At 59.4% G+C, this 23,618-nt stretch carries 21 protein-coding genes and 2 pseudogenes; 17 read left to right on the top strand and 6 right to left on the bottom strand.

Annotated elements, in window-relative coordinates; translation table 11 throughout:
- Positions 1–868: 868 nt before the first annotated feature.
- Positions 869–1,306: a Z-ring associated ZapG family protein gene (locus ACZRN6_RS31420; protein WP_010170781.1), complete on the bottom strand. Its 438-nt coding sequence runs from the start codon at positions 1,304–1,306 to the stop codon at positions 869–871.
- Positions 1,307–1,453: 147 nt separating this feature from the next.
- Here ACZRN6_RS31420 and ACZRN6_RS31415 point away from each other — a divergent pair, with 147 nt between their 5' ends.
- The 3 genes from ACZRN6_RS31415 (at position 1,454) to zapE (ending at position 4,627) form a co-directional block, all read left to right on the top strand.
- Positions 1,454–2,083, top strand: a complete 630-nt coding sequence (locus tag ACZRN6_RS31415; protein WP_464009648.1) for an alpha/beta hydrolase — start codon at positions 1,454–1,456, stop codon at positions 2,081–2,083.
- A gap of 16 nt (positions 2,084–2,099) precedes the next feature.
- Positions 2,100–3,455 (top strand): tryptophan--tRNA ligase, encoded by a 1,356-nt coding sequence (locus ACZRN6_RS31410; protein ID WP_322147525.1) that lies wholly within the window; start codon positions 2,100–2,102, stop codon positions 3,453–3,455.
- Between the two features lie 77 nt (positions 3,456–3,532).
- The gene (zapE, locus tag ACZRN6_RS31405) at positions 3,533–4,627 is read left to right on the top strand and encodes a cell division protein ZapE (RefSeq protein ID WP_322147524.1); all 1,095 of its coding nucleotides are present in this window, start codon (positions 3,533–3,535) and stop codon (positions 4,625–4,627) included.
- Between the two features lie 193 nt (positions 4,628–4,820).
- Here the strand turns inward: zapE and ACZRN6_RS31400 are convergent, their stop codons facing one another.
- Positions 4,821–5,741, bottom strand: coding sequence for a GlxA family transcriptional regulator (locus tag ACZRN6_RS31400; RefSeq protein ID WP_176438669.1), 921 nt, complete (start codon positions 5,739–5,741; stop codon positions 4,821–4,823).
- A gap of 220 nt (positions 5,742–5,961) precedes the next feature.
- Between ACZRN6_RS31400 and ACZRN6_RS31395 the strand changes: the two genes are divergently transcribed.
- Complete coding sequence (locus tag ACZRN6_RS31395; protein WP_464009647.1) at positions 5,962–7,098, top strand: acyl-CoA dehydrogenase family protein; 1,137 nt, start codon at positions 5,962–5,964, stop codon at positions 7,096–7,098.
- Positions 7,099–7,204: 106 nt separating this feature from the next.
- On the opposite strand, the gene ACZRN6_RS31390 is transcribed toward ACZRN6_RS31395, so the two are convergent.
- Complete coding sequence (locus ACZRN6_RS31390; RefSeq protein ID WP_322147520.1) at positions 7,205–8,245, bottom strand: NADP(H)-dependent aldo-keto reductase; 1,041 nt, start codon at positions 8,243–8,245, stop codon at positions 7,205–7,207.
- Positions 8,246–8,493: 248 nt separating this feature from the next.
- Between ACZRN6_RS31390 and rplM the strand changes: the two genes are divergently transcribed.
- The 8 genes from rplM (at position 8,494) to ACZRN6_RS31350 (ending at position 14,303) form a co-directional block, all read left to right on the top strand.
- Positions 8,494–8,922 carry a 50S ribosomal protein L13 gene (gene rplM / locus ACZRN6_RS31385; RefSeq protein ID WP_003216032.1) on the top strand — a complete coding sequence of 143 codons (429 nt, stop codon included), beginning with the start codon at positions 8,494–8,496 and terminating at the stop codon, positions 8,920–8,922.
- A 14-nt stretch (positions 8,923–8,936) separates the two neighbouring features.
- Positions 8,937–9,329, top strand: a complete 393-nt coding sequence (gene rpsI / locus ACZRN6_RS31380; protein WP_003216038.1) for a 30S ribosomal protein S9 — start codon at positions 8,937–8,939, stop codon at positions 9,327–9,329.
- 266 nt (positions 9,330–9,595) lie between these two features.
- A complete protein-coding gene (gene petA / locus ACZRN6_RS31375) occupies positions 9,596–10,192 on the top strand; it encodes a ubiquinol-cytochrome c reductase iron-sulfur subunit (protein ID WP_322147518.1) in 597 nt (198 codons plus the stop codon).
- Positions 10,192–11,403: a cytochrome b gene (locus ACZRN6_RS31370; protein ID WP_322147517.1), complete on the top strand. Its 1,212-nt coding sequence runs from the start codon at positions 10,192–10,194 to the stop codon at positions 11,401–11,403. The genes petA and ACZRN6_RS31370 overlap by 1 nt, the downstream gene beginning before the upstream one ends.
- Positions 11,403–12,182: a cytochrome c1 gene (locus ACZRN6_RS31365; protein WP_322147516.1), complete on the top strand. Its 780-nt coding sequence runs from the start codon at positions 11,403–11,405 to the stop codon at positions 12,180–12,182. Before ACZRN6_RS31370 ends, ACZRN6_RS31365 begins: the two co-directional genes overlap by 1 nt.
- A 145-nt stretch (positions 12,183–12,327) precedes the next feature.
- Complete coding sequence (locus ACZRN6_RS31360; RefSeq protein ID WP_010170749.1) at positions 12,328–12,945, top strand: glutathione S-transferase N-terminal domain-containing protein; 618 nt, start codon at positions 12,328–12,330, stop codon at positions 12,943–12,945.
- A gap of 17 nt (positions 12,946–12,962) precedes the next feature.
- Complete coding sequence (locus tag ACZRN6_RS31355) at positions 12,963–13,382, top strand: ClpXP protease specificity-enhancing factor (protein ID WP_010170747.1); 420 nt, start codon at positions 12,963–12,965, stop codon at positions 13,380–13,382.
- 171 nt (positions 13,383–13,553) lie between these two features.
- Entirely contained in the window at positions 13,554–14,303 is a 750-nt protein-coding gene (locus tag ACZRN6_RS31350) for a FadR/GntR family transcriptional regulator (protein WP_008437251.1), read from the top strand.
- Between the two features lie 151 nt (positions 14,304–14,454).
- Here the strand turns inward: ACZRN6_RS31350 and ACZRN6_RS31345 are convergent.
- A pseudogene (locus ACZRN6_RS31345) lies at positions 14,455–15,314 on the bottom strand (hypothetical protein).
- Between the two features lie 223 nt (positions 15,315–15,537).
- Between ACZRN6_RS31345 and kdgD the strand changes: the two are divergent.
- From kdgD to ACZRN6_RS31320, 5 genes and pseudogenes are all read left to right on the top strand, one after another.
- On the top strand, positions 15,538–16,449 hold the full coding sequence (kdgD, locus tag ACZRN6_RS31340; protein WP_003216058.1) for a 5-dehydro-4-deoxyglucarate dehydratase: 912 nt from the start codon (positions 15,538–15,540) through the stop codon (positions 16,447–16,449).
- A 54-nt stretch (positions 16,450–16,503) separates the two neighbouring features.
- Positions 16,504–17,949, top strand: a pseudogene (locus tag ACZRN6_RS31335) (aldehyde dehydrogenase family protein).
- Between the two features lie 217 nt (positions 17,950–18,166).
- Entirely contained in the window at positions 18,167–19,531 is a 1,365-nt protein-coding gene (locus ACZRN6_RS31330; protein WP_201140136.1) for an MFS transporter, read from the top strand.
- A gap of 13 nt (positions 19,532–19,544) precedes the next feature.
- Complete coding sequence (gene garD / locus ACZRN6_RS31325) at positions 19,545–21,098, top strand: galactarate dehydratase (protein ID WP_322147510.1); 1,554 nt, start codon at positions 19,545–19,547, stop codon at positions 21,096–21,098.
- A gap of 127 nt (positions 21,099–21,225) precedes the next feature.
- Positions 21,226–22,167 (top strand): AEC family transporter, encoded by a 942-nt coding sequence (locus tag ACZRN6_RS31320; RefSeq protein ID WP_322147508.1) that lies wholly within the window; start codon positions 21,226–21,228, stop codon positions 22,165–22,167.
- Here the strand turns inward: ACZRN6_RS31320 and ACZRN6_RS31315 are convergent.
- Together ACZRN6_RS31315 and ACZRN6_RS31310 are read right to left on the bottom strand one after the other, a co-directional pair.
- Positions 22,164–22,544, bottom strand: a complete 381-nt coding sequence (locus ACZRN6_RS31315) for a carboxymuconolactone decarboxylase family protein (protein ID WP_322147507.1) — start codon at positions 22,542–22,544, stop codon at positions 22,164–22,166. The two genes, ACZRN6_RS31320 and ACZRN6_RS31315, sit on opposite strands and share 4 nt — an antisense overlap.
- Entirely contained in the window at positions 22,544–23,587 is a 1,044-nt protein-coding gene (locus tag ACZRN6_RS31310; protein ID WP_322148754.1) for a calcium/sodium antiporter, read from the bottom strand. Before ACZRN6_RS31310 ends, ACZRN6_RS31315 begins: the two co-directional genes overlap by 1 nt.
- Positions 23,588–23,618: the final 31 nt, after the last annotated feature.

The following is a 23,618-nucleotide window of genomic DNA, read 5'->3' as shown; positions in this document are numbered from 1 at the left end:
CCGCGACGGGCCATCCATGGCCCGGCGCGGCTAAATCGGCATCCTTGCCGATTTACCCGCTCCACCGTGCCTGCTTGCGGCCATCGTGGTTGACGGGGCGCCTAAGATCAAGATCAAAAGCAAGAGCACGGCGGCCTGAAAGCCGACCTGAGTGTTAAAAGCCAGATCAAAAGCTGTAGGAGCTGGCTTGCTGGCGATGCAGACAACTCGGTTTTTCAGACACTCCGCGGCGATGCCATCGCAGGCAAGCCAGCTTCCACATTTGAACCGCCGAGCACGGCGGCCTGAAAGCCGACCTGAGTGTTAGAAGCAAGATCCAGAGCGAAAGCAGAGCTGCTTTTCTGTAGGAGCTGGCTTGCCGGCGATGCAGGCGACTCGGTTTTTCAGACACACCACGGCGATGCCATCGCCGGCAAGCCAGCTCCTACATTTGAACCGTGCCTGCTTTAGCTTTTGATCTGGCTTTTAACACTCAAGCCGGCCTGTAGGCCGCTGTGTTCTTGATCTGCTTGTGATCTTGATCTTAGGCGCCCCGTCAACCACGCTGGCCGAACGCAGGTATTACGGAGCGGGTAAACCGGCAGGACGCCGGTTTAGCCGCGACGGGGCAGGGACGCCCCGTCGCGGCGGCCCGCGTAGTAATGCCTGCGTTCGGGCACACCGAGCCTAAGCGAGGTGCCTAGTGGTGGGGCAAGAGCCTTTTGGTTACTTTTGGGCTCCTTTCAAAAGTGACCCGCTGTAAGAGCGGAACCAATAGCAGCCCTGACCCCATCAACGGATATGTACTCACTCCATCCAGCGAAGCCAAACAAAAAAAGCCCGGCTGATCATCGATCAGCCGGGCTTTTCAGTGTCGCTCGAAAACGTATTACTTCTTCAAGCCGTAATGCTCATCCAACATCCCCGGGGCGTTCGGCGTTTTTGGCGCGTAGTCCCGTGGCGGTTCCTGATTTTCCCGAGGCGGGGTCAGCCGCTCCCGTGGCGCTTGCGGTGCATCGGAATGCAGCGCGGCCAGCAGGCGCTGGCGGGTGATGTCGTCCAGGGCCAGGCGGTTGGCACCCTCGGCGAGATGATCCTGTACTTCCTGATAACTCTGAGTGAGCTTTTTCACCAGGGTCGCGGTGCTGTTGAAGTGGGTAACAACTTCGTTCTGGTAACTGTCAAAACGTTCCTGAATGTCATCCAGCTGACGCTGCGTGCGGTTAGGCGCGGCATTCGGCAGCAGGCGGGCAACCAGAAATCCAATCGCGACACCGGCAACCAAGGCGAGAGTCGGCAACAACCAAACTAAGAGCGAGTGTTCCACGAGTCCTTCCTCTATAAACGGCTTTGCTTTACGTTAACGGCTCGGACCTGCGCTGTATACCGCGATTAAGCTCGCAATGATGCCATGCACAGACTTTTAGCTAGACGAGTCGACCCCTTGAGAGGTCACGGAGTTCCTTCCTTGCTCATGCGTGAAACCCCCGTTTTGATCGATGGCCCGGTAGGCCAACTGGAAGCCCTGTATCTGGATCACCCCGAGCCACGTGGCCTGGCGCTGATCTGCCACCCTAACCCGGTGCAGGGCGGCACCATGCTCAACAAAGTCGTATCGACCCTGCAACGCACGGCGCGCGATGCCGGCTTGATCACGTTACGTTTCAATTATCGCGGTGTCGGCGCCAGCGCCGGTACGCACGATATGGGCACCGGCGAAGTCGACGACGCCGAAGCAGCAGCCACCTGGCTGCGTGAAAAGCATCCCGACCTGCCGATCACCCTGCTGGGGTTCTCCTTCGGCGGGTTCGTTGCAGCCACCCTCGGTGGCCGCTTGGAAGCCAAGGGCGAAAAACTCGCGCACCTGTTCATGGTGGCCGCGGCCGTGATGCGCCTGCGCGATAACGACGTGCTGCCGCAAGGCTGCCCATTGACCGTAATCCAGCCGGAAACCGACGAAGTGGTCGACCCTCAACGGGTCTACGACTGGTCCGCCGGCCTGAATCGCCCCCATACGCTGCTGAAAGTGGCAGAATGCGGACACTTTTTTCATGGCAAGCTGACCGATCTCAAGGATCTTGTGCTGCCACGTCTTTCGAATTGATGACAAGCGATCACCCATGACGACCCGTACCCGCATCCTCACCGGCATCACCACCACCGGCACGCCGCACCTGGGCAACTACGCCGGGGCGATTCGCCCGGCGATCCTTGCCAGCCAGGACGCCAACGCCGATTCCTTCTACTTCCTGGCCGACTACCACGCCCTGATCAAGTGCGATGACCCGCAGCGCATCCAGCGCTCGCGCATGGAAATCGCCGCGACCTGGCTGGCCGGTGGCCTGGATGTGAACCGGGTGACGTTCTATCGCCAGTCCGACATCCCGGAAATTCCCGAACTGACCTGGCTGCTGACCTGTGTGGCGGCCAAGGGCCTGCTCAACCGTGCGCACGCCTACAAGGCCTCGGTGGACAAGAACCTGGAAAACGGCGAAGACCCGGATGCGGGCATCACCATGGGCCTGTACAGCTACCCGGTGCTGATGGCGGCGGACATCCTGATGTTCAACGCGCATAAAGTCCCGGTCGGTCGTGACCAGATCCAGCACGTGGAAATGGCCCGTGATATCGGCCAGCGTTTCAACCACCTGTTTGGCAACGGTAAAGAATTCTTCACCATGCCCGAGGCGTTGATCGAAGAAAGCGTCGCCACCTTGCCGGGCCTGGATGGCCGCAAGATGTCGAAAAGCTACGACAACACCATCCCGTTGTTCACCAGCGCCAAGGACATGAAGGAGGCGATCTCGCGGATCGTCACCGACTCCCGCGCGCCGGGCGAAGCGAAGGATCCGGACAATTCGCACCTGTTCACCCTGTACCAGGCGTTTGCCACCAAGGCTCAGGAAGAAGAATTCCGCGGCGAATTGCTGCAAGGCCTGGGCTGGGGCGAGGCGAAGAACCGTCTGTTCCAGCTGCTGGACGGCCAACTGGGGGAAGCGCGCGAGCGTTATCACCAACTGATGTCGCGCCCATCCGACATGGAAGACCTGCTGTTGGTCGGCGCCACGAAAGCCCGTGCCGTGGCTGCCCCGTTCCTGGCCGAGCTGCGTGAAGCCGTGGGCCTGCGTTCGTTCGTCAACCAAACCGCCGTGGCTGCCACCACCAAGAAAAAAGCCGCCAAAGCCGCGCGCTTTGTCAGCTTCCGCGAAGACGATGGCAGCTTCCGCTTCCGTTTGCTGGCGGCCGAAGGCGAGCAATTGCTGCTGTCGCGCAACTTTGCCGACGGTAAAACCGCGGGCGCTGTGACCAAGCAACTGCAATCGGGCCAGGCGCTGGATGTACGCAGTGAAGCCCTGAGCTTCAGCGTATGGCTGGAAGGCGCGGCCGTTGCCGATAGCCCGGCATTCGCCGACAGCGCCTCGCGCGATGCGGCGATCGAAGCCTTGCGCGTTGCGTTGACCCCAATCGAGGATTAACCCGACCAAGGGTTGATTGCCATTCTTCAGGGCCGTCGTTACAGTGGCGGCCCGTTTTTGTTGCCTTGCTAACGAATATGACGCCCCTAGAACGATATCAAGCTGATCTGAAACGCCCCGACTTCTTCCATGACGCTGCCCAGGAAACTGCGGTGCGCCATTTGCAGCGCCTGTACGACGATCTGGTCCAGGCCTCGCAGACCAAGCCGGGCATGTTCAGCAAGTTGTTTGGCAAGAAAGACCACACGCCGGTCAAGGGTTTGTACTTCTGGGGTGGCGTCGGCCGAGGCAAGACGTACCTGGTCGATACGTTCTTCGAAGCGCTGCCGTTCAAGGAGAAGGTCCGCACTCACTTCCACCGCTTCATGAAGCGCGTGCACGAAGAGATGAAGACCCTGCCGGGCGAAAAGAACCCGCTGACCATCATCGCCAAGCGCTTCTCCGACGAGGCACGGGTGATTTGTTTCGATGAGTTCTTCGTGTCTGACATCACCGACGCGATGATCCTCGGCACCCTGATGGAAGAGCTGTTCAAGAACGGCGTGACCCTGGTCGCTACCTCGAACATCGTGCCCGACGGTCTGTACAAGGACGGCTTGCAACGTGCGCGCTTCCTGCCGGCCATCGCGCTGATCAAGCAGAACACCGACATCGTCAACGTCGACAGCGGTGTCGACTATCGCCTGCGTCACCTTGAGCAAGCCGAACTGTTTCACTTCCCGCTCAATGAAGCGGCCCAGGAAAGCCTGCGCAAAAGCTTCCGCGCGCTGACGCCGGAATGCACCCAGGCGGTCGAAAACGATAAGTTGATCATCGAAAACCGCGAAATCATCGCGCTGCGCACCTGCGATGACGTGGCCTGGTTCGATTTTCGCGAATTGTGCGACGGCCCTCGCAGCCAGAACGACTACATCGAACTGGGCAAGATCTTCCACGCGGTGATCCTGAGCGGCGTTGAGCAGATGACCGTCACCACCGACGATATCGCGCGGCGTTTCATCAATATGGTCGACGAGTTCTACGACCGTAACGTCAAGCTGATCATCTCGGCCGAAGTCGAGCTCAAGGACCTCTACACCGGCGGTCGCTTGAACTTCGAGTTCCAGCGCACCTTGAGCCGCTTGCTGGAAATGCAGTCCCACGAGTTCCTGTCGCGGGCGCACAAGCCGTAAGTGATGTGCTTGAAATGAAAAAGGCCCGCAGCGATGCGGGCCTTTTTTATGCAAAATTTCCAGATCGACAGAAATCAACTGTGGGAGCCGGGCTTGCCCGCGATAGCGGTCTGTCAGCTAATGCATCTGGCGCCTGGCACGCCGCCATCGCAGGCAAGCCAGCTCCCACATTTTTACTGTGTATACCCTTTGGTTACGCGGCCTGCTGGAATTGCTGGCGGTACTGGTTGGGTGACAACTCGGTGTGTTGCCGGAACAGCCGCGCAAAGAAGCTCGCGTCGTCGTAACCCACTTCGTAACTGATGGTCTTGATACTTTTGCGGCTGCCCGACAGCAAACCCTTGGCAGTTTCGATGCGCAACCGTTGCAGGTAATGCAGCGGCTTGTCACCCGTGGCGGTCTGGAAGCGGCGCATGAAGTTGCGAATGCTCATGCCGTGTTCCCGGGCCACGTCTTCGAAGCGGAACTTGTCGGCGAAGTGCTCTTCGAGCCAATGCTGGATCTGCAGGATGATCACGTCCTGGTGCAGCTTCTGGCCGCCAAAACCGATGCGCCCGGGGGCGTAGTTGCGTTGCACTTCATACAGGATGTCGCGGGCCACGGCCTGGGCGATGTTGGCGCCGCAGAAACGCTCGATCAGGTAGATGTAGAGGTCGCAAGCCGAGGTGGTGCCGCCGGCGCAGTAGAGGTTGTCGGCGTCGGTCAGGTGCTTGTCCTGGTTCAGTTGCACCTTGGGAAAGCGTTCGCTGAAGGCGTTGAAGAAGCGCCAGTAGGTGGTCGCTTCCTTGCCATCGAGCAGCCCGGCTTCGGCGAGCCAGAACACCCCGGTGGCTTCGCCGCAGAGCACTGCGCCACGGGCGTGTTGTTCGCGTAGCCACGGCAGCACTTGGGGGTAGCGTTGGCAGAGTGAATCGAAATCGTCCCAGAAGGCGGGGAGTACGATGATGTCGGCGTTTTCGAGGCCGCCGTCTACCGGCATGATCACATCGCTGAAGCTGCGCACCGATTGCCCGTCGGGGCTGACCAGGCGGGTTTCAAAGGCGGGAGTAAGGCCCTGACCCAGCTGTTTGCCGTAGCGCAGGCTGGCGAGATGGAAAAAATCCTTGGCTTGCATGAGGGTTGAAGCGAATACCCGATCAACGGCCAAAATGCTGACGCGCCGCAAGGGCGTGGAGATTTGGTTAGACATAATTTCATTTATTCTTATAGGGGAAAGTGGTCACCAGACGGCTGGATCGTCTTATTTTTTGTCGCATGTGTCCAGTGTCCCGTGACGCCTTCGCGGCTTAGGCTCTGTGATCCCGGTCTTGTCCGACAATCCACGCAGGTGACCCATGATTCCCAGAACCTTGTTCAGCTCGGAGCACGAACTCTTCCGCCAGAGCGTGCGCACCTTTCTCGAAAAAGACGCGGCGCCGTTCCACGCACAATGGGAAAAGCAGGGCTACATTGACCGCAACCTGTGGAACAAGGCGGGGGAGGCGGGGATGCTCTGCTCGCACTTGCCGGAAGAGTACGGCGGCCTCGGGGCGGACTTTCTCTACAGCGCGGTGGTGATCGAGGAGATCAGCCGCCTGGGGTTGACCGGGATAGGTTTCTCCCTGCATTCGGACATTGTCGCGCCGTACATCCTGCATTACGGCAGTGAGGCGCTGAAACACAAGTACCTGCCCAAGTTGATCTCCGGGGAAATGGTCACGGCGATCGCCATGACCGAGCCGGGTGCGGGCTCTGACCTGCAAGGAGTCAAGACTACCGCCGTGCTCGACGGCGATGAGTATGTGATCAACGGCTCCAAGACGTTCATTACCAATGGTTTCCTGGCGGACCTGGTGATTGTTGTCGCCAAGACTGACCCCAAGGCCGGCGCCAAGGGCACCAGTTTGTTTTTGGTGGAGGCCAGCACCCCGGGCTTCGACAAGGGCAAGCGCCTGGAAAAGGTCGGGATGAAGGCCCAGGACACCTCGGAGCTGTTCTTCCAGGATGTGCGGGTGCCCAAAGAGAACCTGCTGGGGCAGGCGGGTATGGGCTTTGCCTATCTGATGCAGGAGTTGCCGCAGGAGCGTTTGACGGTGGCGATTGGCGCGTTGTCGTCAGCCGAGGCGGCGTTGCAGTGGACGCTGGAGTACACCCGCGACCGCAAGGCGTTTGGCAAGGCGATCATTGATTTCCAGAACACCCGTTTCAAGCTGGCAGAAATTGCCACCGAAACGCAGATCGGCCGGGTGTTCGTCGACAAGTGCATGGAGTTGCACCTGGAGGGCAAGCTCGATGTGCCGACGGCGGCGATGGCCAAATACTGGGCCACGGACCTGCAATGCAAGGTGCTGGATGAGTGTGTGCAGTTGCATGGGGGTTACGGCTTCATGTGGGAATACCCGATTGCACGGGCTTGGGCGGATGCGCGGGTGCAGCGCATTTATGCGGGGACGAATGAGATCATGAAGGAGATTATTGCGCGGGCGCTTTGACTCTTCTGTGTTGCTGATGGCGCCATCGCGGGCAAGCCCGGCTCCCACAGGAACACTCGGTCAACTGTGGGAGCTGGCTTGCCTGCGATAGCGGTCTAGAGATCAATCAAGGTGCAGGGTTCGGATGATCCTTCTGGATCGCCTCAATCCCTGCCAGCACCTCGTCCGACAGTTTCAGGTCCGCACTGGCGATGTTGCTGTCCAACTGCTCAAGGGTCGTGGCGCCGATAATGTTGCTGGTCACGAACGGCTGTTGCGTCACAAACGCCAATGCCATCTGCGCCGGGTCCAGGCCGTGCTCACGGGCCAGTGCCACATAACGGCTGCACGCAGCTTCCGATTGCGCATTGAAGTAGCGGCTGAAGCGGCTGTAGAGGCTCAGGCGGCCCTTGGCCGGGCGTGCGCCCCCTTCGTACTTGCCACTGAGCATGCCGAACGCCAGCGGCGAATACGCCAGCAAACCACACTGCTCACGGATGGCGATTTCTGCCAGGCCCACTTCAAAGCTGCGGTTGAGCAGGTTGTAGGGGTTCTGGATCGACACCGCGCGGGTCCAGCCACGGGCTTCGGCCAGGGCCAGGAACTTCATGGTGCCCCACGGGGTTTCGTTGGACAGGCCGATGTGGCGGATCTTGCCGGCCTTGACCTGTTCATCCAGCGCTTCAAGGGTTTCTTCCAGCGGCGTCAGGTCCTCTTCGGCCTTGTGTTTGTAGCTCAGTTGGCCAAAAAAGTTGGTGCTGCGCTCCGGCCAGTGCAGCTGGTAGAGGTCGATCCAGTCGGTTTGCAGGCGTTTGAGGCTGGCGTCCAGGGCGTCGACGATGTGTTGGCGGTTGTGTTTGAGCTTGCCATCGCGGATGTAGTCGATGGTGTTGCCGGGGCCGGCGATCTTGCTGGCGAGGATCCAGTCGGCCCGGTCGCCGCGACTTTTGAAGTAATTACCGATATATCGCTCGGTGGTGGCGTAGGTGTCTGCCTTGGGCGGCACCGGGTACATCTCCGCGGTGTCGAGGAAGTTGATCCCTGCGGCCTTGGCCCGTTCGATCTGCGCGAAGGCCTCTGCCTCGCTGTTCTGCTCGCCCCAGGTCATGGTGCCCAAGGCTATCGCGCTCACGTTCAGATCGGTTCGGCCCAGCTGTCGATAGTCCATCGGGTACTCCTTGGAGGAAAACAATCATAAAAGCAGGTTGAAATTTTTTTGGCAATCTGCATAATTGCCCACCTCTTTCTGCAGTGGAAGTGATGCGCCGCCTGCCGAAGAATCTTGCCGTTGAACGGACGCGCTGACCCGAGCCCCCGATAGCGTCTGTATCCGGCTGCCTTTGACTTGTCAAAGTACGCACTATTCAGTAAGATCCGCCGTCTAATTTACAGGGCGGCCCCTGAGGCTATTAAAGAATGACAACTTTTACTGCAAAACCAGAAACAGTTCAGCGCGACTGGTTTGTCGTCGACGCCGCTGGTCAGACCCTGGGTCGTCTGGCCACTGAAGTCGCCAGCCGTCTGCGTGGCAAGCACAAGCCTGAGTACACCCCTCACGTTGATACCGGTGACTACATTGTCATCATCAACGCTGAACAGGTACGTGTTACCGGCAACAAAGCGCAAGACAAAATGTACTACCGTCACTCCGGTTTCCCAGGCGGTATCAAGTCTTCGAACTTCGAAGGCCTGATCTCCAAAAAGCCTGAAGCCCCGATTGAAATCGCGGTCAAAGGTATGCTGCCGAAGGGCCCACTGGGTCGCGACATGTATCGCAAGCTGAAAGTCTATGCGGGCGCTGCTCACCCTCATGCTGCTCAGCAGCCCCAAGAACTGAAGTTTTAACGGAATAGTTCATTATGTCGGCGACTCAAAATTACGGCACTGGCCGTCGCAAAACCGCTACCGCTCGCGTTTTCCTGCGTCCGGGTACTGGTAACATCTCGATCAACAACCGCACTCTGGAAAACTTCTTCGGTCGCGAAACTGCCCGCATGGTAGTTCGTCAGCCGCTGGAATTGACCGAGACCGTTGAAAAGTTCGACATCTACGTCACCGTTATCGGTGGCGGTGTAAGTGGTCAAGCTGGCGCAATCCGCCACGGTATCACTCGCGCTCTGATGCAATACGACGAAACCCTGCGTGGCGCTCTGCGCAAAGCTGGCTTCGTGACTCGCGATGCTCGTGAAGTTGAACGTAAGAAAGTTGGTCTGCGTAAAGCGCGTAAGCGTCCGCAGTACTCGAAGCGTTAATTCGCTTTTACGTTCCAGAAAACGCCCAGCCTCCTCACGGAGCTGGGCGTTTTTTATTGCCTGCTATTTATGTAAAAAAATCTGTGTGACAACTTGCCACATCCGTAGAGCCCCTATACTCAAAGGCTTGGAGCCAGTGCCGGGGGCAATTACCTTGTCAGACGTGTGGCTTTTCATTACCATTCGGCAAAATTTTTATAAGTTCAGATTTAACACTTAGTAGACGCCTGATTTAACAGGCCACAAAGCTGATGGGAGAGGACTGAATGAGCAATGACGGCGTGAATGCAGGCCGGCGTCGCTTCTTGGTAGCAGCCACATCCGTGGTGGGTGCTGCAGGAGCGGTGGGGGCTGCGGTCCCGTTCGTGGGGTCATGGTTTCCCAGTGCCAAGGCGAAAGCCGCAGGTGCACCGGTGAAGGTGAATATCAGCAAGATCGATCCAGGCCAGCAAATGATTGCTGAGTGGCGCGGTCAGCCAGTGTTCATCGTTCGTCGTACGGAGGAAATCCTGGGGAATCTGAAGAAGATCGAGGGCCAACTGTCTGACCCCGACTCGAAGAATTCCGACCAACCCGCTTACGTCGATAAGGAAAATCGCTCGATCAAGCCGGAGATTCTGCTGCTGATCGGTATCTGCACCCACTTGGGTTGCTCTCCCACTTTCCGCCCGGAAGTTGCGCCCGCAGACTTGGGCAAGGACTGGGTCGGGGGCTATTTCTGCCCGTGCCACGGTTCGCACTACGACCTCGCTGGCCGCGTCTACAAGTCACAACCCGCACCACTGAACCTGCCAGTTCCGCCACATCACTACGAGACTGACAGTGTCATTGTCATTGGCGTCGACGAGGGGGAGAAAGCCTGATGAGCAAGTTCATGGATTGGGTGGATGCCCGTTTTCCCGCGACTAAAATGTGGGAAGACCACCTCAGCAAGTACTACGCACCGAAGAACTTCAACTTCTTCTATTTCTTTGGCTCCCTGGCACTTTTGGTACTGGTCAACCAGATCGTTACCGGTGTCTGGCTGACGATGAGCTACACCCCGTCGGCCGAAGAAGCCTTCGCCTCCGTCGAATACATCATGCGCGACGTCGAGTACGGCTCGATCCTGCGTCTGCTGCATTCCACCGGCGCTTCGGCGTTCTTCATCGTGGTCTACATGCACATGTTCCGTGGCTTGCTCTACGGTTCGTACCAGAAGCCCCGCGAGCTGGTGTGGGTCTTCGGCATGCTGATCTACCTGGCGCTGATGGCCGAGGCCTTCATGGGCTACCTGCTGCCGTGGGGCCAGATGTCCTACTGGGGCGCCCAGGTGATCATCTCGCTGTTTGGCGCGATCCCGGTCATCGGCAATGACCTGACCCAGTGGATTCGAGGTGACTACCTGATCTCGGGCATCACCCTGAACCGCTTCTTCGCGTTGCACGTGGTGGCCCTGCCAATCGTGATCCTGGGGCTGGTGGTGCTGCACATCCTGGCGTTGCACGAAGTGGGTTCGAACAACCCCGATGGCGTCGACATCAAGAAGCACAAGGACGAGAACGGCATACCGCTGGACGGCATTCCGTTCCACCCGTACTACACCGTGAAAGATATCGTCGGCGTGGTGGTGTTCCTGTTCGTTTTCTGCTCGATCGTGTTCTTTTTCCCGGAGATGGGCGGTTATTTCCTGGAGAAACCGAACTTCGAACAGGCGAACGCGTTCAAGACCCCGGAACACATTGCCCCGGTCTGGTACTTCACCCCGTTCTACGCGATCTTGCGCGCGATTCCCGACAAACTCATGGGCGTTATTGCCATGGGCGCGGCGATTGCGGTGCTGTTCGTGCTGCCCTGGCTGGACCGTAGCCCGGTCAAGTCCATGCGTTACAAGGGCTGGTTGAGCAAGATCTGGCTGTGGGTGTTCTGCATTGCATTCGTGATCCTGGGTGTACTGGGCGTGCTGGCGCCGACCCCGGAGCGTACGTTGCTGTCGCAGGTGTGCACCTTCCTGTACTTCGCCTACTTCATTCTGATGCCGTTCTACACCCGGCTCGAGAAGACCAAACCGGTACCGGATAGGGTGACTGGCTGATGAAAAAATTATTCGTTGCATTCATTCTTGCGGCGCTGCCGCTGCTGTCTTTCGCTGCTGAACATGGCCCGGATCTGGAAAAAGTCGACATCGACGTGTCGGACAAGGCCGCAATGCAGGACGGGCTGCGTACGTTCACCAACTATTGCATGGGCTGCCACAGTGCCAAGTTCCAGCGTTACGAGCGTGTGGCCGATGACTTGGGCATTCCCCATGACGTGATGCTCAGTCACTCGGTGTTCACCGGGGCGAAGATCGGCGACCACATGACCATCGGCATGCAACCTGCCGACGCCAAGACCTGGTTCGGGGCTGCACCGCCCGACCTGACCCTGGTGGCGCGTGTACGTGGCACCGATTGGCTGTACGGTTACCTGAAATCCTTCTACGAAGACCCGGCGCGTCCCTACGGCGTGAACAACAAAGTGTTCCCGAACGTCGGTATGCCTAACGTTCTGGTCGGCCTGCAAGGCCGCCAAGTGGTAGGATGCAAGCAAGTACAAATCGTCGAAGACGGCAAGAAGCAGTATGATCCGCTCACCGGTACGCCTTTGACGCATGAAGCGTGCGATCAGCTGACCATAGTGCCGAAGACCGGCGCGCTGAACGAAGAGCAGTTCGACGAGAAGGTCAAGAATCTGGTGACCTTCCTGGCCTACTCGGCCAACCCAGTGAAGCTGCAGCATCAGCGCATTGGTACCTATGTGTTGCTGTACCTGGCCTTCTTCTTCGTGTTCGCTTATCTGCTGAAACGCGAATACTGGAAGGATGTGCATTGATCCAACCGTAAGTAATTGCTGTTAATCTTGCGCGCCCAGCGGCATCTCTGAAGGTAAGTCTGGTTTATCCAGGCGTCACGGAGATGCTCACTGGGCGCGCTCGTTTTTGAGCTTCCGATAATTTCAACAAGCGAGGAGGACCGCCATGGGCGTGACCAATCGGTTGGCCTGTTACTCCGACCCCGCCGACCACTATTCCCACCGAGTACGCATCGTGCTCGCAGAGAAGGGTGTCAGCGCAGAGATCATTACTGTCGAGGCGGGTCGTCACCCGCCGAAACTGATCGAAGTGAACCCTTACGGCAGCTTGCCCACCCTGGTCGATCGTGACCTGGCGTTGTGGGAGTCAACCGTGGTGATGGAATACTTGGATGAGCGTTACCCCCATCCACCGCTGCTGCCGGTATATCCGGTGGCGCGTGCCAACAGCCGCCTGCTGATCCATCGGATCCAGCGTGACTGGTGTGGCCTGGTGGACCTGATTCTGGATTCACGCAGTAAAGAAGCGGCCCGGGTCCAGGCGCGCAAGGAATTGCGCGAGAGCCTGACCGGTGTTTCGCCGTTGTTCGCCGACAAACCTTTTTTCCTCAGCGAGGAACAAAGTCTGGTGGATTGCTGCCTATTACCCATACTCTGGCGCTTGCCGATTTTGGGCATAGAACTGCCGCGGCCTGCCAAGCCGCTGCTTGACTACATGGAGCGCCAGTTTGCGCGTGAGGCTTTCCAGGCGAGTCTGTCTGGTGTCGAACGCGATATGCGCTAAGGCTTAAGGAGCCGTTGATGAACTCCAGTCGACCTTACCTGGTCCGCGCGCTCTATGAGTGGATAGTGGACAACGATTGCACCCCGCACATGCTGGTCAATTCCGAGTTTCCTGCGGTTCAGGTACCGCAAGGTTTTGCCAGTGACGGGCAAATCGTCCTGAACGTTTCACCCAGTGCTGTGCGACACCTGCACATGGACAATGAAGCGGTCAGCTTCGAAGGGCGTTTCGGCGGTGTGCCGCATACGTTGTTCGTGCCCATCGGCGCCATCCTCGGGATTTATGCCCGGGAAAATGGCCAGGGCATGGTGTTTGATCTGGAGTCCTCCCTTGAGGAAGACGAAGCGATCGAGCTCGAAGGCGAAGATGATGTGCCACCGCCGGATTCCGAGCCACCGCGTCCAAGCGGCCGGCCGAGTCTGAAAGTGGTGAAGTAACAACACGCGGGCCTTCGGGCCGGTGTTAAAAAATGCCTCGGCGATGCCGGGGCATTTTTTTGCCTGGGCAAAACCCCGCCGGTTATAGATGAAAGTCATGACAGGACGGTGATCGTACAACCGCCATGGGCTATCATGCGTGCTTCAGATCGCCGAGATAGATGATTCATCATGGAAAACTCCAGCGCCGCCCCTCGTCTTCCCCGCAAGCGCCGCAGCCTTGCCCAGGAATTGGTCACGGTGTTGTCCGAGCAGATCCGCGACGGCCAACTCAAACGGGGCGACAAACTGCCCACCGAGTCGGCAATCATGGACGCCCATGGGGTCAGTCGCACTGTGGTGCGCGAAGCTATCTCGCGCTTGCAGGCGGCCGGGCAGGTGGAAACCCGCCATGGCATCGGCACCTTTGTGCTGGACACGCCAAGCCCCAGTGGTTTTCGCATCGACCCGGCCACGGTGGTGACGCTGCGCGATGTGCTGGCCATTCTTGAGCTGCGGATCAGCCTGGAAGTGGAGTCTGCCGGCCTTGCCGCCCAGCGTCGCAGCGATGAGCAATTGGCGGGCATGCGCGCGGCCCTCGATGCGCTGAACGAAAGTGCGGCCCACGCCGGTGATGCGGTGGCATCGGACTTCCAGTTTCACCTGCAGATTGCCCTGTCCACCGGCAACCGCTATTTCACCGACATCATGACCCACCTGGGCACCAGCATTATTCCGCGCACGCGGCTGAATTCGGCACGCCTGGCCCATGATGACCAGCAGCACTACATGAGCCGCCTGAGCCGCGAACACGAAGAGATCTATGAGGCGATCGCTCGCCAGGATTCGGATGCGGCGCGGGCGGCTATGCGCTTGCACCTGACCAACAGCCGTGAGCGGCTGCGCCATGCTCATGAAGAGGCGGAAGCGCAGCGCGGCTAATGCCTATTCAAACGTAGGAGCTGTCGAGCCCCAGCGAGGCTGCGATGCAGGCGCTGAGGTCTGGCAGGTACACCGAGTCGATCCCATCGCAGCCTCGCTGGGGCTCGACAGCTCCCACATTTGATCTGTGTTGTCTTGAAGATGGGCTTGCTTAACTGGCCGGCTGATTCGGCTTGTAGTCCTTGAGCAGCAGATACGTACTCCAGCCCCACCAGTCTTTGGTCCACTGCTTGTCATTCAGGTTGTTGACGTCCTTGCGCCGCAGCACCTTGTCGCCTTCGGCCTTGAACAGCGGTGAAAAGTTATTCGCCGGGTTTTGCGCGGCGTTCAGGTCGGGCACATACAGCGGTGCCTTGAAGTTGGCCGGAGAGGGCGCCACGCCGTTGATAAACGTTTCGAAGATCTCATCAGCCGAGGCCTGCACGGCGCGTTTGACCATGGCCCGGTTGGCCGCATCGTTGCTGTCGAAATAGCGTTTATCACCGTAGGCATGCCACTGCTCGCCCAGGGCGTTGCGCACATTGAGCCCGAACTTGCTGTCTTCATCGTGCATGAAGCGGCTGATCAGCGAGCCCGGTTCACCCGGTGTCACCACCGCCGCCAGTTGCTTGCGCGGTACCCGCAGGTGGCCGGCGGAAAATAGATCGGTCAAAAAGTGATCAGCAAAACTGTTCATGGCGTAGGCCAGTTCCAGCGCCAGGTCGGTGCCGGTCTGATGCGCCACGACGGCTTGTTGCAGTGCTGCCGTATGACCCGCCAGATAAGCCGCCAGCGCCCATTCGCCGAATTGGTCGGCATTGTCTGCCGCCAGTTTCAGGTAGCGCCGATGATCTGGCCGTAGCTCAGGGCCAGGCCGTTGGGCAAGTGCAATTGGACCTTACGCGCGGGAATCGCCGGCACGTCCTTGGCGAAGCGCAGCAGGGTATCGTCGCCGATGGCGATGTGTTCGCCGCCTTCAAAACGCAGGGTGGGCGGGTTTTTCTCGGGTGTGGCGAGTTCAAGACCTGACATGTTAGCTCCTTGCTATGTCGTAGGAATCTTCCGTAATAGCTGTATGTATATACAGCCAACCCGAGCATAGAGGAAAAACTTCCTACGTCAAGAAAGCAGCAATTGGGAAGGCGGTGATGAATTGCAGTTGACGAATATTTTTATAGTTGTACGATGACGTACGACATCAAGATAACCATCCGTAATCTCTCAACAGAAAGTCTTCGCCCAGGGTGTTCGAATAATGAATCCACAAGAACTGAAGTCCATCCTCTCTCACGGTCTGCTGTCTTTTCCGGTGACCGATTTCAACGCCCAGGGTGATTTCCACCAGGCGGGCTACATCAAGCGCCTGGAATGGCTGGCCCCTTACGGCGCCACGGCCTTGTTCGCCGCTGGCGGCACCGGTGAGTTTTTCTCCCTGGCGGCCAGCGAATATTCGCAAGTGGTGAAAACCGCCGTTGATACCTGCGCCACCAGCGTGCCGATTCTTGCCGGTGTCGGCGGTGCCACCCGCCAGGCCATTGAGTACGCCCAGGAAGCCGAGCGTCTGGGTGCCAAAGGCCTGCTGCTGCTGCCGCACTACCTGACCGAAGCCAGCCAGGACGGGGTTGCCGCCCACGTTGAAGCGGTGTGCAAATCCGTCAAGATCGGCGTCGTGGTCTATAACCGCAACGTCTGCCGCCTGACCGCGCCGCTGCTGGAACGCCTGGCCGAGCGCTGCCCGAACCTGATCGGCTACAAGGATGGCCTGGGCGACATTGAATTGATGGTGTCGATCCGCCGTCGCCTCGGTGACCGTTTCAGCTACCTGGGTGGTTTGCCGACTGCAGAGGTTTACGCCGCTGCCTACAAGGCCTTGGGCGTGCCGGTGTACTCCTCGGCGGTGTTCAACTTCATTCCTAAAACCGCGATGGATTTTTACCACGCCATTGCCCGGGAAGATCACGCCACCGTCGGCAAGATCATCGATGATTTCTTCCTGCCTTACCTCGACATCCGTAACCGCAAGGCCGGTTACGCCGTGAGCATCGTCAAGGCCGGGGCGAAAATCGTCGGTTACGACGCCGGCCCCGTGCGTACGCCGCTGACCGATCTGCTGCCGGAAGAATACGAAGCCCTGGCCGCGCTGATCGACAAGCAAGGCGCGCAATAACCCATCACCAAGGCCGCTGAGTAATCAGCGGCTTTTTGCGTCAGGAGAGAATTCGTGTCCCAAGCCAAGCGTTTTGAAAACTATATCGGTGGCCAGTGGGTTGCCGGCGCCGACTATTCGGCCAATATCAACCCGTCGGAGTTGTCTGATGTCATTGGCGAATACGCCAAGGCTGACCTCGCACAAGTCCACGCTGCCATTGATGCTGCCCGCGCTGCGTTCCCTGCGTGGTCAACTTCCGGTATCCAGGCGCGTCATGACTCACTGGATAAAGTCGGCAGCGAAATCCTCGCCCGTCGCGAAGAACTTGGCACCCTGCTGGCCCGGGAAGAGGGCAAGACCCTGCCCGAAGCCATCGGCGAAGTGACCCGCGCCGGTAACATCTTTAAATTCTTCGCCGGTGAGTGCCTGCGCCTGTCCGGCGACTACCTGCCGTCGGTGCGCCCGGGCGTCAACGTTGAAGTCACCCGTGAAGCATTGGGCGTGGTTGGTCTGATAACCCCGTGGAACTTCCCGATTGCCATCCCAGCCTGGAAGATCGCCCCAGCCCTGGCCTACGGCAACTGAGTGGTGCTCAAACCCGCCGAACTGGTACCAGGTTGTGCCTGGGCCCTGGCCGAAATCATCTCCCGCGCCGGCTTCCCCGCCGGTGTATTCAACCTGGTAATGGGCAGCGGCCGTGTGGTCGGTGATGCCATGGTCAACAGCCCGAAAGTCGACGGCATCAGCTTCACCGGCTCGGTGGGTGTAGGTCGTCAGATCGCTGTCAGCTGCGTGTCGCGCCAGGCCAAGGTGCAGCTGGAAATGGGCGGCAAGAACCCGCAGATCATTCTCGACGACGCCGACCTCAAACAAGCCGTCGAGCTCTCGGTGCAGAGCGCGTTCTACTCCACAGGCCAGCGTTGCACGGCCTCCAGCCGCTTTATCGTCACCGCCGGGATTCACGACCAGTTTGTCGCGGCCATGGCTGAACGCATGAAGTCGATCAAGGTCGGCCATGCGCTGAAAACCGGCACCGACATCGGCCCGGTGGTTTCCCAGGCCCAGTTGGACCAGGACCTGAAGTACATCGACATCGGCCAGAGCGAAGGTGCTCGTTTGGTCAGTGGCGGTGAACTGGTGACGTGCGACACCGAAGGTTACTTCCTTGCGCCGACGCTGTTTGCCGACAGCGAAGCCGCGATGCGCATCAGCCGAGAAGAGATCTTTGGCCCGGTGGCCAACGTAGTGCGCGTAGCGGATTACGAAGCAGCGCTGGCGATGGCCAACGACACCGAATTCGGCCTGTCGGCCGGTATCGCTACTACGTCGCTGAAGTACGCCAACCACTTCAAGCGTCATTCCCAGGCCGGGATGGTGATGGTCAACCTGCCGACTGCCGGTGTGGATTACCACGTTCCATTTGGTGGCCGTAAGGGTTCATCCTACGGTTCGCGTGAGCAGGGTCGCTATGCGCAAGAGTTCTACACCGTGGTGAAAACCAGCTACATCGGTTCGTAACGCGCAACACCTGTTGGCGCCGGCTCGTGTGGGCGCTGCTTTATGTGGGAGCCGGGCTTGCCCGCGATGGCGGTGTGTCAGGCAACGTAATTATCGCCTGATGCACCGTCATCGCAGGCAAGCCAGCTCCCACACAGAGCAGATCTCTACAAAACGGACCACCCAGCAGCTTTAAAACATTACCCGCAAAAAAAATAATTAGTGGGAGTACATCTTCATGCAAGCGACCAAGCCGACTCACGTCCGCTATTTGATCCTGCTCATGCTGTTTCTGGTGACCACGATCAATTACGCCGACCGCGCCACCATTGCCATTGCCGGCTCCAGCCTGCAAAAAGACCTCGGCATCGATGCCGTTACCCTCGGCTATATCTTCTCCGCATTCGGTTGGGCCTACGTGGCCGGGCAAATCCCCGGTGGCTGGCTGCTGGACCGATTCGGTTCGAAAAAAGTCTACGCCCTGAGTATTTTCACCTGGTCACTGTTCACCGTGTTGCAAGGCTATGTGGGTGAGTTTGGTGTCTCCACCGCCATCGTGGCGCTGTTCATGTTGCGCTTCCTGGTGGGCCTGGCCGAAGCGCCGTCCTTTCCCGGAAACGCGCGCATCGTGGCGGCATGGTTTCCTACCGCTGAACGCGGCACAGCCTCGGCGATCTTCAACTCGGCGCAGTACTTCGCCACGGTGTTGTTTGCGCCGCTGATGGGCTGGATCGTCTACACCTTCGGCTGGCAACACGTGTTTGTGGTGATGGGCGGCATTGGTATCGTGTTCTCGCTGATCTGGCTGAAAGTTATCCACAGCCCGCGCCAACACCCGATGATCAACGAGGCCGAGTTGCAACACATCGCTGCCAACGGCGCCATGGTCGACATGGACCAGGACAAGGGCAAAGGCAAGAAAACCGACGGCCCGAAATGGGATTACATCCGTCAGTTGCTGACCAACCGCATGATGCTCGGCGTGTACCTGGGCCAGTACTGCATCAACGGCATCACCTATTTCTTCCTGACCTGGTTCCCGGTGTACCTGGTTCAGGAGCGCGGCATGACCATCCTCAAGGCCGGCTTCATCGCCTCGTTGCCGGCAATCTGCGGGTTCATCGGCGGCGTATTGGGCGGGGTGATCTCCGACTACCTGCTGCGCAAGGGTCATTCGCTGACCTTTGCCCGCAAGGCACCGATCATTGGTGGCTTGCTGATTTCCAGCAGCATCGTGGCGTGCAACTACGTGGATATCGAATGGATGGTGGTGGGCTTTATGGCCCTGGCCTTCTTCGGTAAAGGCGTTGGCGCACTGGGTTGGGCGGTTGTTTCCGACACATCGCCCAAACAAATCGCCGGCCTGAGCGGCGGGTTGTTCAATATGTTCGGCAACCTGGCATCTATCAGCACCCCGATCGTGATTGGCTACATTATCAGCACCACCGGCTCCTTTAAATGGGCGCTGGTGTTCGTCGGCGCCAACGCATTGCTGGCAGTGTTCAGCTACCTGGTGATCGTCGGCCCGATCAAGCGTGTGGTGCTTAAAGAGCCGCCGGCCAACGGCCCTGAGCTGACTAAACTTTCCCAAGCGCATTCCTGAAGGGGCCCGCGTCATGCAGTTGATTGAACATGCCGATTCGCCGCGCTCCATCCGTTTGCACGCGCTGGATAACGTGGTGATTGTGGTCAACGACCAGGGCGTACCGGCGGGGACCGAGTTTCCCGATGGCCTGGTGACGGTGGATTTCATTCCCCAAAGCCACAAAGTGACCCTGGAAGACATCCCCGAAGGCGGTCGGATTATCCGCTACGGCCAGACCATCGGTTATGCCTTGCGCCCGATTCCGCGCGGCAGTTGGGTTCAGGAAGACCAATTGCGCATGCCCACGGCGCCGCCCCTGGACAGCTTGCCGCTGTCCACCGAGGTGCCTGAGGCCCAGGCGCCGCTGGAGGGTTTTACCTTCGAGGGTTATCGCAATGCCGATGGCACTGTGGGTACGCGCAATATCCTTGGCATCACCACCACGGTGCAGTGCGTCACGGGCGTACTGGACCACGCCGTCAAGCGCATCAAGGACGAATTGTTGCCCAAGTACCCGAACGTCGATGACGTGGTGGCGCTGACCCACAGTTACGGTTGTGGCGTGGCGATTACGGCCACCGACGCCTACATCCCGATTCGCACCGTGCGCAATCTGGCGCGTAACCCGAACCTGGGCGGTGAGGCGCTGGTGATCAGCCTGGGCTGCGAGAAGTTGCAGGCGGGGCAGGTAATGCACGACAACGACAGCTCGGTAGACCTGAGTGAGCCGTGGCTGTACCGGCTGCAGGATTCCAGCCACGGCTTTACCGAAATGATCGAACAGATCATGCAATTGGCCGAAACCCGCCTGAAGAAACTCGACCTGCGTCGGCGGGAAACCGTCCCGGCGTCGGAGTTGATCCTCGGTATGCAGTGCGGCGGCAGTGATGCCTTCTCTGGGATTACCGCCAACCCGGCCCTGGGTTATGCCTCGGACTTGCTGCTGCGGGCCGGCGCGACGGTGATGTTTTCCGAAGTGACTGAAGTGCGCGACGCCATCTACCTGCTGACGTCCCGTGCAGAGAACCAGGACGTAGCCCGGGAGCTGGTGCGGGAAATGGACTGGTACGACCGTTACCTGGCCAAGGGCGAGGCGGATCGCAGCGCCAACACCACGCCGGGCAACAAAAAAGGCGGGTTGTCGAATATTGTCGAGAAGTCGCTGGGTTCTATCGTCAAGTCGGGCAGCAGCGCGATCAATGGCGTGCTTGGCCCGGGCGAGCGGTTCAATCGCAAGGGCCTGATTTTTTGCGCAACGCCGGCCAGTGATTTTGTCTGCGGTACGTTGCAGTTGGCGGCGGGGATGAACCTGCACGTGTTCACCACCGGGCGTGGCACGCCGTATGGGTTGGCGATGGCGCCGGTGGTTAAAGTTTCCACGCGCACCGAGCTGGCGCAGCGTTGGCCGGACCTGATTGATATCGATGCCGGGCGGATCGCCACCGGGCGCGCGACGATCGAGGAGCTGGGCTGGGAGTTGTTCCACTTCTATCTGGATGTGGCCAGCGGCAAGCAGCAGACGTGGGCGGAGCAGCACAAGCTGCACAATGACATCACTTTGTTCAATCCGGCGCCGATTACCTGAGACAGATGTGCACTGTGTGGGAGCAGGCAAGCCAGCTCCCACATTTGATCGGTGTGCTCCAGACGAACCCGTGCCAGGTGGCTTATCATTAGCCACCTACCGACGCCCACCCAAGGTTCTCTCCGGCATGCTGGCAATCTTCCTACAAACCCTGAACATCACCGCGCCGGTGTTTGCCATGCTGTTCTTGGGCGTCCTGCTCAAGCGCATCAACTGGATCAACGACAACTTTATCCACACTGCCTCGGCCCTGGTGTTCAACGTCACTATGCCGGCGTTGCTGTTCCTCGGGATTTTGCACGCAGACCTGCATTCAGCCCTCAAGCCCGGCCTGCTGATCTACTTTGCCGTCGCCACGCTGTTGAGCTTTGCCGTGGCCTGGGGCTGGGCGATCTTCCGGTGCCCGCGGGAAGACCGCGGCATTTACGCCCAAGGCGCGTTTCGCGGTAACAACGGGGTAATCGGCCTGGCCCTGGCGGCCAGCATGTACGGCGACTACGGGATTTCCCTCGGGGCGGTGCTCGCGGCGCTGGTGATCCTTTTCTACAACACCCTGTCGACCATTGTGCTGGCGGTGTACAGCCCGGTGATCAAGTCCGACCCGTGGAGCATCTTCAAGAGTGTGCTGGCCAACCCGCTGATCATCAGCGTGATCGTGGCGGCGCCTTTTGCGTATTTCAAGCTTGGCCTGCCCGGCTGGCTGGAATCCTCCGGGCAGTATTTGGCGGACATGACCTTGCCACTGGCATTGATCTGTATCGGCGGCACGCTGTCGCTGGCAGCGCTGCGCAAAAGCGGGAACATGGCCTTGAGTGCCAGCCTGATGAAGATGATCTGGCTGCCGGTGCTCGCCACCCTTGGCGCGTGGCTGCTGGGATTTCGCGGGCCGGAGTTGGGGATTTTGTTCCTGTACTTCGGTGCGCCCACGGCGGCGGCCAGTTTTGTGATGGCGCGGGCGGCGCAGGGCAATCATGAACTGGCGGCCGCGATTATCGTGATCACCACCTTGATGGCGGCAGTAACCACGAATATCGGGATCTTCGTATTGCAGGCGGGCGGCTGGATTTAAGCGTCTTTCTGGTAACTGTCGATCACTTCCTGGGCGGCGCGGAAGGCATCAATCGCCGCCGGCACCCCGGCATACACCGCGCAATGCAGCAGCGCCTCGCGAATCTCTTCCACGGTGCAACCGTTGTTCAACGCGCCGCGTACGTGGCCCTTGAGTTCCTGCGGGCACTTGAGGGCGGTCAGCGCGGCGAGGGTGATCAGGCTGCGGGTTTTCAGCGGCAGGCCTTCGCGATTCCATACGCTGCCCCAGGCGTGTTCGTTGACGAAATCCTGCAGCGGCTGGCTGAACTCGGTGGCATTGCCCAGCGCCCGGTCGACAAACACGTCACCCATTACCTGGCGGCGCATTTCAACGCCGGCTTTTTTCTGTTCGGTCATTACAATTCCCTCTTGTGTTGGCGGCGCCAGGCTTGCAGCGAGGTGAACAACAGGAAAGCCACCAGCGCTGGCAGGACGTAATACAGCATCAGTTGTTCAAGCTTGGTGGCCAGCGGCATGCCGAAGGTGAACGACACCACATGCAGCCCATACACCAGGTAGAGGCCCAGGAACACCAGGCCTTCGGCGCGGGTGACGCGGTAGCCCGAATAGAATACCGGCAGGCACAACGCGACCACGCCAAGCATCACCGGCAGGTCAAAATCCAGCGCGTTGGGCGACACCGACAGCGGCGAAGGCGCCACCAGGGCGGTAAAGCCCAGCACCCCGAGCAGGTTGAACAGGTTGCTGCCGATCACGTTGCCCACGGCAATTTCCCGCTGGCCGCGCAGGGCGGCGATCAACGAGGTGGCGAGGCACGGCAGTGAGGTGCCGACGCCAATCAGCGTGAGGCCGATGATGCGCTCCGACAGCCCGAGGTCATCGGCCATGTCCACCGCGGCGCCCAGCAATAGGTGCCCCGCGAGAATCAGAATCAGCAGCCCGCCGATCATCAGCAGCACACTGCTCAACCACGGCGCTTGCACCACGGTATCGCGGGTGCGGGGGCGGCGGGAGTGACGGGTCTGGTAAAGCAGCACGCCCAGGTAAGCCACCAGGGCCACCAGCAGCAACAGGCCGTCGACCGGCGTCAGCTCTTCATTGGCCGCAAGTACAAACACCAGCAGGCTGGCGAGGATCATCACCGGGATGTCCAGGCGCACCAGTTGTCGCGAAACCCGCAGCGGAATGATCAGGGCTGCCAGCCCAAGGGTCACGAGGGTATTGAAGATACTGCTGCCGATCACACTGCCTACGGCGATATCGGTGTTATCCGCCAGGGTGGCCTGCAGGCTGACGGCCATCTGCGGCGCGCTGCTGCCGAAGGCGACAATGCTCAGGCCAATGATCAGCGGGCGCACCTTGAGGCTGGCCGCCAGGCGCACCGCAGCGCGCACCAATACTTCGGCACCGACGATCAACAGCAGCAAGCCGCTGATCAGTTCGATCACGCTGAAGGGCGAGAGGGCGGTT

The sequence above is a fragment of the Pseudomonas sp. A125 genome, assembly GCF_055409485.1.
The sequence above is the reverse complement of the archived record's forward strand: the minus strand, read 5'-3'. Positions and strand labels throughout refer to the sequence as shown.

Excerpts from the sequence above, each read along its gene's own strand:
- ACZRN6_RS31415 (WP_464009648.1), top strand. The coding sequence starts at position 1,454 with ATGCGTGAAACCCCCGTTTTGATCGATGGCCCGGTAGGCCAACTGGAA.
- rpsI (WP_003216038.1), top strand. The coding sequence starts at position 8,937 with ATGTCGGCGACTCAAAATTACGGCACTGGCCGTCGCAAAACCGCTACC.
- zapE (WP_322147524.1), top strand. The coding sequence starts at position 3,533 with ATGACGCCCCTAGAACGATATCAAGCTGATCTGAAACGCCCCGACTTC.
- ACZRN6_RS31350 (WP_008437251.1), top strand. The coding sequence starts at position 13,554 with ATGGAAAACTCCAGCGCCGCCCCTCGTCTTCCCCGCAAGCGCCGCAGC.
- ACZRN6_RS31390 (WP_322147520.1), bottom strand. The coding sequence starts at position 8,245 with ATGGACTATCGACAGCTGGGCCGAACCGATCTGAACGTGAGCGCGATA.
- ACZRN6_RS31395 (WP_464009647.1), top strand. The coding sequence starts at position 5,962 with ATGATTCCCAGAACCTTGTTCAGCTCGGAGCACGAACTCTTCCGCCAG.
- rplM (WP_003216032.1), top strand. The coding sequence starts at position 8,494 with ATGACAACTTTTACTGCAAAACCAGAAACAGTTCAGCGCGACTGGTTT.
- ACZRN6_RS31355 (WP_010170747.1), top strand. The coding sequence starts at position 12,963 with ATGAACTCCAGTCGACCTTACCTGGTCCGCGCGCTCTATGAGTGGATA.
- ACZRN6_RS31370 (WP_322147517.1), top strand. The coding sequence starts at position 10,192 with ATGAGCAAGTTCATGGATTGGGTGGATGCCCGTTTTCCCGCGACTAAA.
- garD (WP_322147510.1), top strand. The coding sequence starts at position 19,545 with ATGCAGTTGATTGAACATGCCGATTCGCCGCGCTCCATCCGTTTGCAC.
- ACZRN6_RS31360 (WP_010170749.1), top strand. The coding sequence starts at position 12,328 with ATGGGCGTGACCAATCGGTTGGCCTGTTACTCCGACCCCGCCGACCAC.
- ACZRN6_RS31410 (WP_322147525.1), top strand. The coding sequence starts at position 2,100 with ATGACGACCCGTACCCGCATCCTCACCGGCATCACCACCACCGGCACG.
- ACZRN6_RS31400 (WP_176438669.1), bottom strand. The coding sequence starts at position 5,741 with ATGCAAGCCAAGGATTTTTTCCATCTCGCCAGCCTGCGCTACGGCAAA.
- ACZRN6_RS31320 (WP_322147508.1), top strand. The coding sequence starts at position 21,226 with ATGCTGGCAATCTTCCTACAAACCCTGAACATCACCGCGCCGGTGTTT.
- ACZRN6_RS31330 (WP_201140136.1), top strand. The coding sequence starts at position 18,167 with ATGCAAGCGACCAAGCCGACTCACGTCCGCTATTTGATCCTGCTCATG.
- petA (WP_322147518.1), top strand. The coding sequence starts at position 9,596 with ATGAGCAATGACGGCGTGAATGCAGGCCGGCGTCGCTTCTTGGTAGCA.
- ACZRN6_RS31315 (WP_322147507.1), bottom strand. The coding sequence starts at position 22,544 with ATGACCGAACAGAAAAAAGCCGGCGTTGAAATGCGCCGCCAGGTAATG.
- ACZRN6_RS31365 (WP_322147516.1), top strand. The coding sequence starts at position 11,403 with ATGAAAAAATTATTCGTTGCATTCATTCTTGCGGCGCTGCCGCTGCTG.
- kdgD (WP_003216058.1), top strand. The coding sequence starts at position 15,538 with ATGAATCCACAAGAACTGAAGTCCATCCTCTCTCACGGTCTGCTGTCT.